We start from the raw sequence: 15159 nt of genomic DNA on the forward strand, positions 1-15159 counted from the left end.
GGGGCAGGGCGGCATCCCGGATTTCGTCCGGAAAGCCTTGGGGCTTGGCCGGGTGGGCGAGGTGTTCGCCGCTGTCCCGCGGGCCGGCGCGGCCGCCCATGCCGATGAGGGGAAAGCCCATGGCATTGCTCAGGAGGCGGCGCGGGCGCGAATGTCGAAGGCGCCGCCGGTCTGGCTGCTGCCGCGCAGCGTCACCGCCCGCTTGCCCAGCAGCGGGAAGACCAGTTCGGCAAAGCGGATCGATTCTTCCAGATGCGGATAGCCGGACATGATGAAGGTCTCGATGCCCAGCTCCTGGTATTCGCGCATCCGCGCCGCGACCGTCTCGGGGTCGCCGACCAGGGCCGTGCCGGCGCCACCACGCACCAGCCCGACCCCGGCCCAGAGATTCGGCGCGATCTCCAGCTTGTCGCGGCTCCCCCCGTGCAGCGCGGCCATGCGGCGCTGCCCGACCGAATCCATGGTCGCGTAATTCGCCTGCGCCCGGGCGATGTCGTCATCGGTCAGGCGGCTGATCAGGCGCTCGGCCTCGGCCCAGGCCTCGGCCTCGGTCTCGCGCACGATGGCGTGCAGGCGGATGCCGAAGCGGACCTTGCGGCCATGTTTCGCGGCGCGGGCCCGCACATCGGCGATCTTCGCGGCCACGGCGGGGCGCGGCTCGCCCCAGGTCAGATAGGCATCGACATGCTTGCCGGCCAACTCGTGCGCCGCCTCGGAAGAGCCGCCGAAATACAGCGGCGGATAGGGTGCCTGCGGGCCGGGATGGAAGTTCCTCGCCCCCTCGACGCGGATGTGCTTGCCGTGGAAATCCACCGTTTCGCCCTGCATCAGCCGCTTACAGACCGTCAGGAACTCCTCGGCGTTCTCATAGCGGCCGTCATGGCTGAAGAAGGCGCCGTCGGCGGCCAGTTCGCGCGGGTCGCCGCCCGGCACCACGTTCAGCAGCAGCCGCCCGCCAAGCGCCTCGTCCAGCGAGGCCGCCTGCCGCGCCGCGGCGGTCGGGCCGCTGATCGAGGTGCGCAGCGCCACCAGCAGCTTGACCCGCTGCGTCACGGGCGCCAGCGCCGCCGCCGCCACCCAGGGATCGAGGCAGCTTGCCCCGGTCGGGATCAGCATGCCGTCATAGCCCAGCCGGTCCACCGTGGTGCCGATGTCGCGCAGATAGGCGGTGCTGGGCGCGCGGCCGAAATCCGAGATGCCCAGATAGCGCGTGTCGCCCGAACTGGGCAGGAACCAGAAAACCTCCGGCGTGGTCATTCCGCAGCCTCCGTGTAACGCGGGTCCGTTCCCTCGAATGCCGAGGGGCGGCTGGCATCGGCGACGCTTTCGCGGCCGATGTAGTGCCGGCGCCATTGTGCGGCGGGATGGCTGTCGCGCACCCGGCCGCCCGGGTCGCCCAGCAGCTTTTCGCGCAGCGTGCCGGGCGCGTATTCCGTCTGCGCCCGGCCGCGCTTGCGCAGCTCGGGCACCACGAAGTCGATGAAATCCGTGGTCGAGGCCGGGGTGACGGCATAGGCCAGGTTGAACCCGTCCACGCCGCCCTCGTCGACCCATTTCTCCAGCGCGTCGGCCACGGTCTGCGGCCCGCCGACCAGCACCGGGCCAAGCCCGCCGATCGAGCGCCTGCGGATCACGTCGCGCACCGTCCAGGCTTCGCCGTCGGCCGCCAGCGATTCCAGCGTGGTGCGCAGGCTATCGTTCTCCACCGCCGCCAGCGGCTGGTCGGGGTCGAGCGTCGAGAAGTCCAGCCCGGTCCAGCCGCCGTAAAGCGCCAGCGCCCCCTCGGCGCTGGCATAATCCAGGTATTCCTCATACTTGCGCCGCGCGGCCTCGTCGGTCGGGCCGGTGACGACGGTCAGCAGGGCGAAGATCTTCAGGCTGTCCGGTTCGCGTCCGGCCCCGGCCACCTCGGCGCGGATGGCATCGGTCAGCTTCCGCGCCGTCCCGGGGCTGGTCGCCAGCACGAACATGGCCTCGGCATGGCGCGCCGCGAACTGCCGGCCGCGCGAACTGGCCCCGGCCTGGAAGATCACCGGCGTGCGCTGCGGCGAGGGCTCGCAGAGATGGAAGCCGGGAACCTTGAAATACTCGCCCTCGTGCCGGATCGGATGGACCTTGCGCGCGTCGGTGAAGATGCCCCTTTCCTTGTCGCGCAGGACGGCGCCGTCTTCCCAGCTGCCCTCCCACAGCTTGTAGGCGACTTCCATGTATTCCTCGGCCAGGTCGTAGCGGGCGTCATGGGCGATCTGGCGCTCCATGCCGATATTCCTCGCGGCGCTGTCCAGGTAAGAGGAGACCACGTTCCAGGCCACCCGGCCCTTGCTCAGGTGGTCCAGCGTCGAAAGCCGGCGCGCCAGCAGATAGGGATGCTCGAAGGTCACCGCTGCGGTGATGCCGAAGCCGAGATCCCGCGTCACCGCCGCCATGGCCGAGATCGCCCCGAACGGATCGTTCACCGGCACCTGCGCCGCGTCGTGCAGCGCCGCCTCGGCCGAGCCGCGATAGACGTCGTAGACGCCGACCACATCGGCGATGAACAGCGTGTCGAAGCAGCCGCGCTCAAGCTCGACGGCGAGGTTGGTCCAGTATTCCAGATCGTTGTAGCGCCAGGCCTGGCTGGAGGGATGCCGCCACGTCCCCGCCGCCTGATGGCCGACGCAGGTCATGTCGAAGGCGTTGAGGATGATGCGCTTTTTCGCTGGAATGGTCATGATCGCCCCGACAATTCAGCCCGCTGCGCGCAGGGGCGCCGCCTGCCGGCTGGGAAGATGCGCGGCGAACTGCGCCACCGCCCGATCCAGCCGCTGCGAGGCGGATCCGGAAGCCAGCGCCTCGCCGTCGAAATCCGAGGACGAGACATAGAGCCCCGTCGCCAGCGTATGGGCCTCGAAAAAGCCGAAGACCGGCCGGAGCTGGTGTTCGATCACCAGCGCATGACGGTCGCCGCCGCCGGTCGCCGCCAGCAGAACCGGCTTGCCGGCCAATGCGGCCGGGTCCAGCAGATCGATGAAATGCTTGAACAATCCGGTATAGCTGCCCTTGTGGACCGGGCTGGCGACGATCAGCGCATCGGCCTGCAGAAAGGCGTCCAGATGCGGGCGCAGCCCGGAACCATGCGGCTGGCGCAGCGTGCCGAAATCCGCCCCCAGATCGCCGATGTCGAAGACATGCGCGCTGCCGCCGAAACGGGCGACGGCGCGATCTGCGGCCTCGGCCACCAGCAGGCGGGTTTTCGAGGGGCGGCTCCAGGAGCCGGCGAAGGCGACGAAACGGGGTCCAGGCACGGGCATTTCCCTAAAAGACGACTTGGTTGGTAGTGAAAACATAGGCCCGCGCCCCCAGCCCGGCCATTCCAAACTCGGGCGCCGCCGGAGACGGGGCTTGTCGCGGGGGCCGGCCGGCAGAGAAGATCGTTCCTCCGCGCCCGGCCCGCGGCCCTGGGCGGGGCGGTCGCGGGGGCGGCGGGATCACGCAGGGTTGCCACTGGCCTTTTCCGGCAAAGCCCCGCATTAGCCTGGGCACGCAACCGAATCCCCGAGGGACGTGATGGGCTATTTTCCTGACTGGCGCCCGGCCGCCGGCGCCACGGTGCTACCCGATGAAAAGCTGCCGCTGGCCCAGGCCCTGCCGATGAGCCTGCAGCACCTGCTGGCGATGTCCGGCTCGACCATTCTGGCGCCGCTGATCATGGGTTTCGACCCCAATGTCGCGGTGTTCTTTTCCAGCATCGGCACGCTGCTGTTCTTCCTGGTCACCGGCGGGCGCGTGCCCAGCTATCTGGGCTCGTCCTTCGCCTTCATCGCGGTCATCATGGCGGCGACCGGCTTTGCCGGGCAGGGCGCGAACCCCAACATCGCCGTGGCGCTTGGCGGCATCGTCGCCGCCGGCCTCGTCTATGCGCTGATCGGCCTGATCGTCATGGCCATCGGCTCGGCCTGGGTCGAGCGGCTGATGCCGCCGGCGGTGACCGGGGCCATCGGCATGTCCATCGGCCTGAACCTGGCGCCGGTGGCGGTCCGGCAGCTGACCGGCAGCCACGCGCATCTGGCCATCGCCGCGGCGACGGTGCTGTGCATGGCGCTGGTCTCGGTCTACGGCCGGCAGGCGACGCGCAGGATCGCGGTGCTGATCGCGCTGCTGTTCGGCTATGGGCTGGTCCTGGTTTGCGGCAACGGGCTGGGGCTGGTGCCGGGCATCGATTTCGCCGCCGTCGCCGCCGCGCCCTGGTTCGGCGTGCCGAATTTCACCGCGCCGCGCTTCGAATGGTCGGCGATCACCCTGATCGCCCCGGTCGCCATCGTGCTGGTGGCCGAGAACCTGGGCCATATCAAGGCCCTGGGCGCGATCACCGGGCAGAACATGGACCGCTATATCGGCCGGGGCTTTCTGGGCGACGGGCTGGCCACCATGCTGGCCGGCGCGGGCGGCGGCACCGGCGTCACCACCTATGCCGAGAATATCGGCGTGATGGCGATGACCCGGGTCTATTCGACGCTGATCTTTCCCATGGCGGCCGCCATCGCGATCCTGCTGGGCCTGTCGCCAAAATTCGGCGCCATCCTGCAGACCATCCCGGCGCCGGTGCTGGCCGGGCTTGCGGTCTGCGTCTTCGGCCTGATCGCCTCGGCCATGGCGCGGATCTGGGTGGACAACCGGGTCGATTTCTCGGATCCGCGCAACCTGTTCACGGTGGGCGTGGCGCTGATCTTCGGCGCCGGCGACTTCACCGTCACCATCGGCAGCTTCGCGCTGGGGGGCATCGGCACCTCGACCTTCGCGGCGCTGCTGCTTTACCAGCTGCTGGGCATCCGCCGCCGGGCCGAGGGCTGATTCGCGCCCGCCCGCGCCCAGCGGCCGGCGCGGGCGACGGATTCCTGCGCAAATTCGCCTTTTGCGCCGGCATGGTTCCGCTGAATCCGCGCGCGGCGCCAGTTGCCAATGGACGCTGGCGCCCGGACGTATTAGGAAGACCGGCAAAAGCGCGGGCGCGCCCGCCCGCGTCACACGCAAGAACAGAGCAGAACCGAGCACAGTGATGCAATCCGGCAAAAGCGCGGCCCAGACCGTCGCGACCGTGAAGCCTTTACAGATCCGCGGCCGCACCTTCACGGCCATCGCGCTGCATCTGACCGGCCGGCCGGACCGGGCCTTCTTCGAGGCGCTGGAGGCACGGCTGAACCAGACGCCGCTGTTCTTCGACAACGCGCCCCTGGTGGTGGACCTGGAACAGGCCCAGGGGCTGGACAGCGCCGCCGAGCTGATTCAGCTGACCGCCGAGCTGCGCCGGCGCAAGCTGTCGGTCTTTGGCGTCCAGAGCGGCACGGCCGCGCAGGCCCGGGCGGCGGCCGAGGCCGGGCTGATCTCGTTGCCCGGCGGCCGCGACATCGCGCTGGAGCGCGTCTCGCGCCAGGGCAGCCGCCCCGAACCCGTGCGCGACCCCGCCCCGGCCCCGGCGGCGAAGGAGCCCGCGAACCGCATGGTCACCCAGCCGGTGCGCTCGGGCCAGACGGTCTTTGCCGATCGCGGCGACCTGATCGTCGTGGGCTCGGTCGGCTCGGGGGCCGAGGTGATCGCGGCGGGCAACATCCATATCTACGGCCGGCTGCGCGGCCGGGCGCTGGCCGGGGTGCATGGCGATGCCTCGGCGCGGATCTTCTGCCATGCGCTGGATGCCGAGCTGCTGGCCATCGCCGGCCTCTACCGCACCAGCGAGAATCTGGGGCCCGACACGCCGCGGCAGCATGTGCAGGTCTATCTTCAGGGCGAGGTGCTGCGCATCGAGTCCCTCACATGACCCATGATCGAAAGGAAACGCTCGTGAGCAAGGTTATCGTAGTCACCTCTGGCAAGGGCGGCGTCGGCAAGACCACCTCCTCGGCGGCCATCGGCGCGGGGCTGGCCATGCGCGGCCACAAGACGGTCGTCATCGACTTCGACGTGGGCCTGCGCAACCTGGACATGATCATGGGCTGCGAGCGGCGCGTGGTCTTCGATTTCATCAACGTCATCCAGGGCGATGCCAAGCTGAAGCAGGCGCTGATCAAGGACCGCCGGCTTGAGAACCTGCATGTCCTGCCGACCTCGCAGACCCGCGACAAGGACGCGCTGACGCAAGAGGGCGTCAAGAAGGTGCTGGACGAGCTGCGCGAGGATTTCGACTATATCGTCTGCGACAGCCCCGCCGGGATCGAGCGCGGCGCGCATCTGGCGATGTATTTCGCCGACGAGGCGGTGGTGGTGACCAACCCCGAGGTTTCCTCGGTCCGCGACAGCGACCGGGTGCTGGGGCTGTTGAACAGCAAGACGGCGCTGGCCGAAAAGGGCGACGGCAGCGCGGTCAAGGCGCAGCTGCTGCTGACCCGCTTCGACCAGAACCGCTCGGCCAGCGGCGAGATGATGAGCGTGCAGGACGTGCTGGAGATCCTGGCCATCCCGCTGCTGGGCATCATCCCGGAAAGCACCTCGGTGCTGAAGGCTTCGAACGAGGGCACGCCGGTGTCGCTGGACGAGAAATCGCCGGCCGGCAAGGCCTATATGGACGCCGTCGGCCGGCTGGTCGGCGAGCAGATCGAGATGCGGGTGAACCCCGGCGAGCAGCGCCGCGGCTTCTTCCAGCGGCTTCTGGGACGGACGGCCTGACCATGTTCGGTTTCTCATTCCGCCAGCGAAAGCCCAGTTCGGCGCAGACCGCCAAGGAGCGCCTGCAGATCCTGCTTGCGCATGAGCGTTCCAGCGGTGGGTCCAATCCGGATTTCCTGCCCCTGCTGCAGCGCGACATCCTGGAAGTGGTGCGCAGGCACATGGAGATCGACAGCGACGCCGTGGATGTCAAGCTGGAGCGCAGCGACGATCTGTCGAGCCTGGAGATCAACATCGAGCTGCCCTATGCCAAACAGCTGAAGGCGCGGACGGCCAGCTAGGGCCGCGCCCGTCCCCGCACGGACGGCCCGCCCGGGCAAGGGCGGGCCGCTTCTTGGTCAAAGCGCGCCTTTCTCCATCTCGGCGGCGATATGCTCGGCCTGGCGGATCGCCAGCGCGACGATGGTCAGCGTCGGATTCTCGGCCGCCGAGGTGGTGAAGACCGAACCGTCCGACACGAACAGGTTCGGGACGTCATGCGCCTGGCCCCATTTGTTCACCACCCCGTCGCGCGGATTGTCCGACATGCGGTTGGTGCCGAGGTTATGCGTGGACGGGTAGGGCGGCGTCGGCAGGATGCGCGTCGCCCCGGCCGCGCGATAGATCCGCTCGCCCGCGGCATAGGCATGGTTGCGCATGGCGATGTCGTTGGGATGGTCGTCGTAATGCACGTTCGGCACCGGCAGGCCGAAACGGTCCTTTTCGCTGCGGTTCAGGGTGATGCGGTTCGTCTCTTGCGGCAAGTCCTCGCCCACGATCCACAGGCCGGCCATGTTCTCGTAGCTGTCCAGCGCCGTGGTGAACTCACGCCCCCAGCCGCCGGGGTCCATGAAGGCCGCCATGAAGGGGATGCCCAGGGCCAGAGTCTCCAGTTCATAGCCGCCGACGAAGCCGCGCGAGGGGTCGTGATGCGCCTCGTCCTGCACGATGCCGGCCATGGTGGTGCCGCGCCACATCCGCACCGGGCGCTCGAAGATCGCATAGACCGAGCCGGTGGTGTGGCGCGTGTAGTTGCGGCCGACCTGGCCCGAACTGTTCGCCAGCCCGTCCGGGAAGCGGTCCGAGGCCGAGGCCAGCAGCAGCCGCGGGCTTTCGATGGAATTGCCGGCCAGCGCGACGATGCGGGCGCGCTGGAACTGCTCGGTTCCGTCCCTGTCGATATAGCGCACGCCGGTGACCTTGCCGTCCTCGTCATGCTCGATGCGGGTGGCGTGGCTATGGTCGCGCACTTCCAGATTGCCGGTCGCCTCGCCGCGCGGGATGTCGGTATAGGCCGCCGACCATTTCGCGCCCCATTTGCAGCCCTGGAAGCAGAAGCCGGTCTGCTGGCAGGCCATGCGGTCGTCGTTCTCGACCGAATTGATCGCCATGCGCCCGGTCGAGACCTTGCTGTAGCCCGCGGCCTTGGCGCCCTTTTCAAGCACCAGGTAGTTGTTGTTCCCCGGCAGGCCGGGCAGGTCGTTGGTGCGGGTCACGCCCAGCTTCTTCTCGGCCAGATCGTAATAGGGTTCCAGCTCGGCCAGGGTGATCGGCCAGTCCAGCAGGTTCGCGCCGTCGACCGGGCCATAGGTCGACAGCGCCTTGAACTCGTGTTCCTGAAAGCGCAGCGAGGCCCCGGCCCAGTGGATCGAGGTGCCGCCGACCGCCTTGACGATCCAGGCCGGCAGGTTGGCGAAGTCCCGCGCCACCCGCCAGTCGCCCGAGGTGGTGCGCATGTCGCCCCAGCTCAGCTGTGCGAAGCTGTCCCATTCGTCGTTGATGTAATCCTCGGGCAGGTAGCGCCCGCCCGCCTCCAGCGCCACGACCTTGACGCCCCTTTGCGCCAGCTCGTTGGTCAGCACGCCGCCGCCCGAGCCGGTGCCGATCACGACCACGACCGAGGCGTCGTCATGCCCGAATTTCGCCACATTGTCAGCCATGTCCGCCTCCCCTCACAGCCAGTCGATGTCGTTGAAGCCGCGCTCGATATAGCCGCCCTGCGAGAAGCTTTCGCCCTCGTAGCCGAAGACCGGCCAGACCTCTTTCTGGTTGTAGAGCCCGGTCACCAGCCCGGCGCGCACGGTCTGGAAAAAGGGCGTGTGCTCGATCAGGCGCAGCATGGCGACGCGGTCCTTTTCCCAGCCCGCGGCCAGGTAGCCGTCGAAGCCCTGCGCCTGCGCGACGAGGTTCAGCCCGGCCACGCCCTCCTCGATCATCTGCGCCTGTTCGGGATTGTCATGCGCCTTGACGGCGATGGCATAGAAGCGGTCCGCGATGCGGTCATGCGGATAGATGTCGCGGGCCATCTGGATCAGCACCGCCATGGTCTCGGGCTTCAGCGCCGCGGTCTCGACCGCCCAGGCCGCATCGCGGGCGGCGACGAAGCCCGAGCCGACCACGAAGGTCGCCCCCGCCGCCATGGCGCGCGCCAGCAGGCCGCGCCGGGTCAGCCCCCTGACATCGCTGCCAGAGGGGGATATGTGGGTGACAGTCATCTCACTCCTCCCTGAGTTGGTTGGCCCGCCCCTCCCGGCGGGCTGCCTGCCTAGAGGTAACGGCCTGCGCGCTGCAGCACCTCGATCTCGTATCCGTCCGGGTCCTTGATGAAGAAAAAGCGGGCGATGACCTCGCCGCCGGGGGCGAAATCCACCAGCTTGCGCGGGGCCAGACCCAGATCGGTCAGCCGCCGGTGCTCGGCCGCGACATCCTCGACCGAGACGGCCAGATGGCCGTAGCCGTCGCCCAGCTCATAGGGCTGCTCGCGGCCCTTGTTGATGGTCAGCTCCAGCTCGAACGTGCTTTCGGCATTGGCCAGATAGACCAGCGTGAAGCTGTCGAAATCCAGCCGCTCGACCGGCTCCAGCCCGAAGGCCGCCTTGTAGAAGGCCAGCGAGCGCGCCTCGTCCGTCACGCGGATCATCGAATGAATCATCTTGGCCATGCGGACCCCTTTTTCCGATCTTTGCACCAGTATCGGAAGCGCCGGGGTCCTGCGGGTAGCATCATGCTACCACGTGGCGGTTTTTCGGGCATTTTCTTCCTTGGCGCCGGCCGGGCGGGGATCAGGCCGCCTGCGCCACCCGCTGCGCCGCCTTGCGGAAATCCTGCGCGCCGCGGCCGCGCAGCTCCAGCTGCACCAGGCAGGCGCAGCGCAGGAGCGAGGTGAAATTCACCGGCTCGCCGCCCAGCTGCAGCACCTCGGATTGCAGCGTGGACAGGAAGGCGGGCGTGGCCATGCCCTCGCCGGCGGCGATCTCGTCGATGATGTCCCAGAAGGCCTGTTCCAGCCGGATCGAGGTGCTTTGCCCGTTCAGCCGCAGCTTGCGGGTCACCGGCTGATAGCGGCGCGGGTCCTGGCGCGAGAAGACTTCACACATGACATGGTTCCCAGACTGGCAGGCGGGTTCGGCCGATCATAGCACGCGCCGCGGCATTTGCTACGCGCGCTTGATCGCCGCCGCGCGATGGCGCAAACCGGGCCGGAACCGGCGGCGGGGGGACGGGATGACGGCGGCAGGAACGGCTTTGCGGGTCAGGCTGACCCCGCCCTGGCTTCTGGCCGATCTGGGGCGGCAGCGGCGGGTTCTGTCCTTTGCCCCGCACCGCCCCGGCTTCGAGGCGGCGCGGCATATCCTGCTGCGCCAGGTCCGCGACGCCGAACTGGGCCCCGAACTGGACGCGACCCGCTGGCTGGCGGCCGAGATGGCGCGGATCGGTCATGCCGGGGCGGTGGGCATGATGACCTCGCGCGCGCTGCGCCATCACCGGCTGGCCTGTGCCGGCCCGGTGGCCTGCCTTGCCACCGTGGGGCTGGGCAATGCCGAGCGGGTCGGCCGCCGCCGCATGGTGCCGCCGCGCGGCCATGGCACGATCAACATCGTCCTGCTAGTCGAGGAGGGGCTGACCGATGCCGCGATGATCGAGGCGCTGAGCATCGTCGCCGAGGCCCGCACCGCCGCCATCCTGAGCGCCGGAATCGAGCTGCCGACCGGGCGCGCTACCGGCACCGGCACCGATTGCATCGCTGTGGCCTGCGATGCCGGCGGCACGGCCTTCGCCGGGCTGCACACCGCCCTGGGCGAGGCGATCGGCGCCGCGGTGCACGATGCGGTGCTGGCCGGGGCGCTGGCCTGGATGGCCGAGCACGGCAGCCGCCCGCCCCCGACCGCGCCGGACCTTTGCCATCCGCAGCCGGCGCCCGGCTGCGCCGATCCCTGACGGTTTGCGCGGCGACGTTCGGGCGCGGCGCGGCCCGGCTTCTGCGGAGGAGCCACTTACCCCACAATTATTTCATTGTGGGGTAGCGGCGCTTCCGCTATCCTGCCCCACAGGAAAAAATCCGTGGGGTAGGGGTATGGCACAGCATCTTTCCGCGGTGGCGGTGGCGGCCTGGACCGATCTGCTGCGGCATCTCAAGGATGCCGCGGTCAGCGAGCTGCGCGGCACGCCGCGGCTGAAGAAGGTCGGGCAGAAGGGCTATTGGTACGACCATTTCCGCATCGGCGACAAGACCGTCGACCGCTATATCGGCGAGGACGGCGAGGAACTGCGCGCCCGTCTTGCCCGGCAGGAGGCGCTGCGCGAGGCCGAACGGCAGAGCCAGCGCGAACGCTCGCGGCTGATGCGCATCCTGCGGGCCGAGGGCTGCCTGATGACCGACCGCGGCTCGGGCCAGGTGATCTCGGCCATGGCGCGGGCGGGGGTGTTCCGCCTGGGCGGCACGCTGGTCGGCACCCAAGCGTTCCGCTGCTACGAGGGCGAGCTGGGCATCCGCATCGGCTTCGACCAGACCGCAATGACCGACGACATCGACATCGCCAGTTTCGAGCGGCTGTCGCTGGTGCTGGGGGACCAGGTGACCGAGCCGCTGGCCGAGGTGTTCCGCGACCTGCGCTTCGACCCCTTGCCCTCGCTCGAAGGGCAGCGGGTCTGGCGCTGGCGCCAGGGCGAGCAGCAGACGCTGGTCGAGTTCCTGACCCCCTGTTTCGACGGCACCGAGGGGCTGCGCGACCTGCCGGCGCTTGGCGTCTCGGCGCAGAGCCTGCATTACCTGAACTTCCTGATCGCCCAGCCGATCCGGGTGCCGCTGCTTTACCGCGCCGGCTTCCTGATCCAGGTGCCGCGGCCCGAGCGTTACGCCATCCACAAGCTGATCGTCGCCGACCGCCGGCGCGAGGGGCCCGATGCGCTGAAGGCGCGCAAGGACCGCGCGCAGGCCGAGTTCCTGATCGAGGCGCTGGCCGAGGAACGCCCCGAGGACCTGCGCGACGCCTATGAGACGGCGATGGGGCAGGGCCCGTCCTGGCGTGCGCGGCTGGCCGCGACGCTGGCGCGGATGCCGCATTTGCGCGACCGGCTGCAGGCGCTTTAGCCGGGGCGGAAATCGGCGGGCTTGATGCCGTGGCGCGCCAGCTTGTCGTAGAAGGTCTTGCGCGGCAGGCGCAGCCGGGTCATGGCCTGGGTCGCATTGCCTTGGGCCAGCCGCAGCGCCTCGCGGATCAGCCCGGCCTCGTATTCCGCGACCAGATCGGCAAGGCCCGGCGCCTCCCCGCCCTCCTGCGGCGGATCGAAGGGCGTCAGTCCCAGCGCATGGCTTTCGGCGAATTGCTGCAATTCGCGCAGGTTGCCGGGCCAGCCATGGCCGGCCAGCCGCGCCTTGACCGCGCCGGTGACCGGCGCCACCGGCAGGTTCAGCCGCGCCGCCGCCGCCAGCAGGAAATGCCTAAACAGCGCGGGAATGTCCTCGCGCCGCTCGGCCAGCGGCGGCAGGGTCAGGGTCACGCCCGAGAGCCGGTAATAAAGGTCGCTGCGAAACGCCCCCTCCTGCATCAGCCGTTCCAGGTCGGCGCGGCTTGAGGCGATGACGCGCAGGTCCAGCGGCCGGGGCGCGGCACTGCCGGGCGGCTGGATCTCGCGCGCCTCGATCAGCGCCAGCAGGCGGGCCTGCAGGGCCGGGGCCAGCGCGTCGATCTCGTCCAGATACAGCGTGCCGCGATGGGCGGCCTCCAGCCGTCCGGGGACGCGGGGGGCGCGGCCCTGCGGCTCGGCGCCCAGCATCTCGGTCTCGAAGCGCGCCTCGTCCAGCGCGGCGCAGGCGACATGGACGAAGGCGCGGGCGCGGCGCGGGCTTTGGCGATGGATGGCGCGCGCCACGGTTTCCTTGCCCGAGCCGCCGGGGCCGAGGATCAGCACGTCGCCGCCGGTCTCGGCCACCCGGGCGACGGTCTCGCGCAGATGCTGCATGAAGGGGCTTTGCCCGACCAGCCGGGTCTCGCGCGCGGCGCTGTCCTGTTGCTGGCGGCGCAGCGCGCGGTTTTCGAGCACCAGCGCCCGGCTGGAGGCCGCCCGCGCCAGCGCCGCCGCCAGCGTGCCGCCGCCGACCGGCTTGGTCAGGAAGTCGTAGACGCCCTGCTTCAGCGCGGCGACCGCCATCGGCACGTCGCCGTGCCCGGTCAGCAGGATCACCGGCAGGTCGGGGTCCAGCGCATGGATGCGCTCGAACAGCTGGAAGCCGTCCATGCCCGGCATGCGCACATCCGACAGCACCACGCCCGGCCAGTCGGGGCCAAGGCCGCCAAGCGCCTCGGCCGGGTCGGTGAAGGTTTCGGCGCGGAACCCGGCCAATTGCAGCGCCTGCAGCTGCGCCTCCAGAAGGTCGGGATCGTCATCGACAAGGCGGACAAGGCGGGCGTCGGGGGCGGGTGCGTCGGTCATGCGGCTTTCGGCAGGTCGAGATGGAAGGTCGCGCCTTCGCCGGCGCGCGGCGGCTCGGCCGCGAGGCTGCCGCCGAAATCCCGCGCGATCTCTTGCGAGATCACCAGCCCAAGGCCCAGCCCCTCGGGCTTGCTGGTGGCGAAGGGGGTGAAAAGCCCGGCGGCGATCCCCGGCGAAAGGCCCGGGCCGTTGTCCGAGACGCTGAGCCGCAGCACCGGCCCGTCCTCTTGCAGGGTAAGGCGGATTTCCGGGTCGGCCCGGCCCTCCAGCGCCTCCTGCGCGTTCTGGATCAGGTTGACGAGGATCTGCTCCAGCCGCACCGTCTCGGCCATGACCCGCAGGTCGGGCGGGATCTCGGGCAGGATCAGCCGGATGTCCTGCGCCCGGCGCCGGCTGGCGGTCAGAAGCAGCGCCGCGTCCAGCGCGTCCTTCAGCGGAACCGGGCCCAGCTCGCCCGTGGCCTTGCGGGCAAAGCCGCGCAGCTCGGTGGTGATCTGGGCGATGCGGTCGGTCATGCGCAGGATCTGGCCCAGGTTGCGATCCAGATCGGGCGCGCCCTCGGGCAGCATATGGCGGCCGTTCTCGGCCAGCAGGCGGATGGTGGCCAGGGGCGTGTTCACCTCATGCGCGACGCCGGCGGTGATCTGGCCCAGCGTCGCCAGCTTGTTGGCCTGCACCATCTCGCCCTGCAGCTGCGCCAGGCGCTGTTCGGCGGCGCGGCGCTCGCGCATCTCGTCGGACAGATCGCGGGTGCGCGCCTCGACCGCCCGTTCCAGATCGGCGCGATAGCGGCGCTCGGTCTCGGCGCGGCGGGCGGCGCGGGTGCGGGCGCGCAACCCCCAGAGCCCGCCGCCCAGCAGCAGCGTGAACAGGAAGCCGACCGTCCCCGCCGCCAGCAGCGCCGCCCGCGCCGCCTCGGCCGAAGAGGCGCGGACCCACAGCACCCAGCCCGCCCCCGGCACCTCGCGCCGGGCCGAGACCTGTCCGGCCGCGGCCGGCGGCAGCGGCGCGAAGCGCAGCCCGGGGGCACTTGCCAGGATCACCTGCCCGGCGGCGTCGCTGACCAGCGTGGTCTCGGCCGCCCGGGCCCAGCCCTGCTCCATGGCGTCGAATTCCACCTTCACCACGATGACGCCCAGCGGCGCGTCCCCGACGGGCACGTCATGCGACAGATAAAGCCCCGGCCGCCTGCTGACCGTGCCAAGCGCGAATTGCGTCGCCTCGCCCTGCAGCAGGGCCTCGCTGAAATAGCTGCGGAAACTGTAATCCGAACCGACGAAACTGTCGGGATCGTGCCAGTTCGAGGCGGCGATCGCCACGCCGTCGCGATTCAGCAGATAGATCACCGCGCTGCTGGTCTGTTCCTGCAACCGTTCCAGCTTTTCCGACACGCGCGAGACATTGGCCTGCGACGGCTGGGCCAGCGCCTGGCGCACGGCGGCGTCGTCGGACAGCACCGTGGCCACGGCCCGCTGCTTGGCCAGCACGCTTTCCAGCGTCTGCACCCGGCTCTGCGCGCTGACCGCCAGCCGCTCGGTCAGGGCCCGGGCGGCGCTTTCATGCGCGATGCGGAAGGTCAGCGCCAAAAGTCCCAGCAGCGCCAGCGCCACGGCAGCCGCGACCAACAGCCGGCCCGGAGTGAGGCGGCGGCCCTCGCCTTGCGAATCGATGGTGGCGGCCATGGTTTCCTTTGCGCTGCGCTTGTGCGGATTTCCACACTAGCAGATCCGCCCTGTGTGGAAAACCACACGGATTTGACCGGTAATGCGCGACAAAAAGCCATGATTACAACGCATTGCTGTCATGCGCCGGGTTTTTGGGCGCCCG

Annotated in this window: 15 protein-coding genes; 6 read left to right on the forward strand and 9 right to left on the reverse strand. The window is 69.7% G+C overall.

The window, feature by feature from the left end:
* Positions 1-129 precede the first annotated feature (129 nt).
* Genes ssuD through L632_RS0107925 form a run of 3 tightly spaced genes read right to left on the reverse strand, consistent with a single transcriptional unit; the run spans position 130 to position 3284 of the window.
* Entirely contained in the window at positions 130-1257 is a 1128-nt protein-coding gene (ssuD, locus tag L632_RS0107915) for an FMNH2-dependent alkanesulfonate monooxygenase (RefSeq protein ID WP_028716598.1), read from the reverse strand.
* A complete protein-coding gene (locus tag L632_RS0107920) occupies positions 1254-2711 on the reverse strand; it encodes an LLM class flavin-dependent oxidoreductase (RefSeq protein ID WP_028712991.1) in 1458 nt (485 codons plus the stop codon). The genes ssuD and L632_RS0107920 overlap by 4 nt, the downstream gene beginning before the upstream one ends.
* 15 nt (positions 2712-2726) lie before the next feature.
* Positions 2727-3284 carry an NAD(P)H-dependent oxidoreductase gene (locus L632_RS0107925; RefSeq protein ID WP_028712990.1) on the reverse strand — a complete coding sequence of 186 codons (558 nt, stop codon included), beginning with the start codon at positions 3282-3284 and terminating at the stop codon, positions 2727-2729.
* Positions 3285-3546: 262 nt separating this feature from the next.
* On the opposite strand from L632_RS0107925, the gene L632_RS0107930 reads away from it, so the two are divergent.
* The 4 genes from L632_RS0107930 to minE all read left to right on the forward strand — a co-directional run bounded on the left by L632_RS0107930 (position 3547) and on the right by minE (position 6920).
* Positions 3547-4830, forward strand: a complete 1284-nt coding sequence (locus L632_RS0107930; RefSeq protein ID WP_028716599.1) for a solute carrier family 23 protein — start codon at positions 3547-3549, stop codon at positions 4828-4830.
* A gap of 205 nt (positions 4831-5035) precedes the next feature.
* Positions 5036-5794 carry a septum site-determining protein MinC gene (gene minC / locus L632_RS0107935; protein ID WP_028712988.1) on the forward strand — a complete coding sequence of 253 codons (759 nt, stop codon included), beginning with the start codon at positions 5036-5038 and terminating at the stop codon, positions 5792-5794.
* Positions 5795-5817: 23 nt separating this feature from the next.
* Complete coding sequence (gene minD / locus L632_RS0107940) at positions 5818-6639, forward strand: septum site-determining protein MinD (RefSeq protein ID WP_084637825.1); 822 nt, start codon at positions 5818-5820, stop codon at positions 6637-6639.
* Positions 6640-6641: 2 nt separating this feature from the next.
* Positions 6642-6920 carry a cell division topological specificity factor MinE gene (gene minE / locus L632_RS0107945; RefSeq protein ID WP_028712986.1) on the forward strand — a complete coding sequence of 93 codons (279 nt, stop codon included), beginning with the start codon at positions 6642-6644 and terminating at the stop codon, positions 6918-6920.
* Positions 6921-6977: 57 nt separating this feature from the next.
* Here the strand turns inward: minE and L632_RS0107950 are convergent, their stop codons facing one another.
* The 4 genes from L632_RS0107950 to L632_RS0107965 all read right to left on the reverse strand — a co-directional run bounded on the left by L632_RS0107950 (position 6978) and on the right by L632_RS0107965 (position 9995).
* Positions 6978-8558, reverse strand: coding sequence for a GMC family oxidoreductase (locus tag L632_RS0107950; protein WP_028716600.1), 1581 nt, complete (start codon positions 8556-8558; stop codon positions 6978-6980).
* 12 nt (positions 8559-8570) lie between these two features.
* A complete protein-coding gene (locus tag L632_RS0107955; protein WP_028712984.1) occupies positions 8571-9113 on the reverse strand; it encodes a twin-arginine translocation pathway signal in 543 nt (180 codons plus the stop codon).
* Positions 9114-9163: 50 nt separating this feature from the next.
* A complete protein-coding gene (locus L632_RS0107960) occupies positions 9164-9559 on the reverse strand; it encodes a VOC family protein (protein ID WP_028712983.1) in 396 nt (131 codons plus the stop codon).
* A gap of 121 nt (positions 9560-9680) precedes the next feature.
* Positions 9681-9995, reverse strand: coding sequence for a ribbon-helix-helix domain-containing protein (locus tag L632_RS0107965; RefSeq protein ID WP_028712982.1), 315 nt, complete (start codon positions 9993-9995; stop codon positions 9681-9683).
* Between the two features lie 127 nt (positions 9996-10122).
* Here L632_RS0107965 and L632_RS22225 point away from each other — a divergent pair, with 127 nt between their 5' ends.
* Positions 10123-10836: an adenosylcobinamide amidohydrolase gene (locus tag L632_RS22225; RefSeq protein ID WP_051416238.1), complete on the forward strand. Its 714-nt coding sequence runs from the start codon at positions 10123-10125 to the stop codon at positions 10834-10836.
* Between the two features lie 136 nt (positions 10837-10972).
* The gene (locus tag L632_RS0107975) at positions 10973-11989 is read left to right on the forward strand and encodes a GSU2403 family nucleotidyltransferase fold protein (protein ID WP_028712981.1); all 1017 of its coding nucleotides are present in this window, start codon (positions 10973-10975) and stop codon (positions 11987-11989) included.
* Here the strand turns inward: L632_RS0107975 and L632_RS0107980 are convergent.
* Both L632_RS0107980 and L632_RS0107985 read right to left on the reverse strand, forming a co-directional pair.
* Positions 11986-13332 carry a sigma-54 dependent transcriptional regulator gene (locus L632_RS0107980; RefSeq protein ID WP_028712980.1) on the reverse strand — a complete coding sequence of 449 codons (1347 nt, stop codon included), beginning with the start codon at positions 13330-13332 and terminating at the stop codon, positions 11986-11988. The two genes, L632_RS0107975 and L632_RS0107980, sit on opposite strands and share 4 nt — an antisense overlap.
* Entirely contained in the window at positions 13329-15014 is a 1686-nt protein-coding gene (locus tag L632_RS0107985; RefSeq protein WP_028712979.1) for an ATP-binding protein, read from the reverse strand. The genes L632_RS0107980 and L632_RS0107985 overlap by 4 nt, the downstream gene beginning before the upstream one ends.
* Positions 15015-15159 lie beyond the last annotated feature (145 nt).

Source organism: Paracoccus sp. J39 (assembly GCF_000518925.1).
GTDB lineage: Bacteria > Pseudomonadota > Alphaproteobacteria > Rhodobacterales > Rhodobacteraceae > Paracoccus.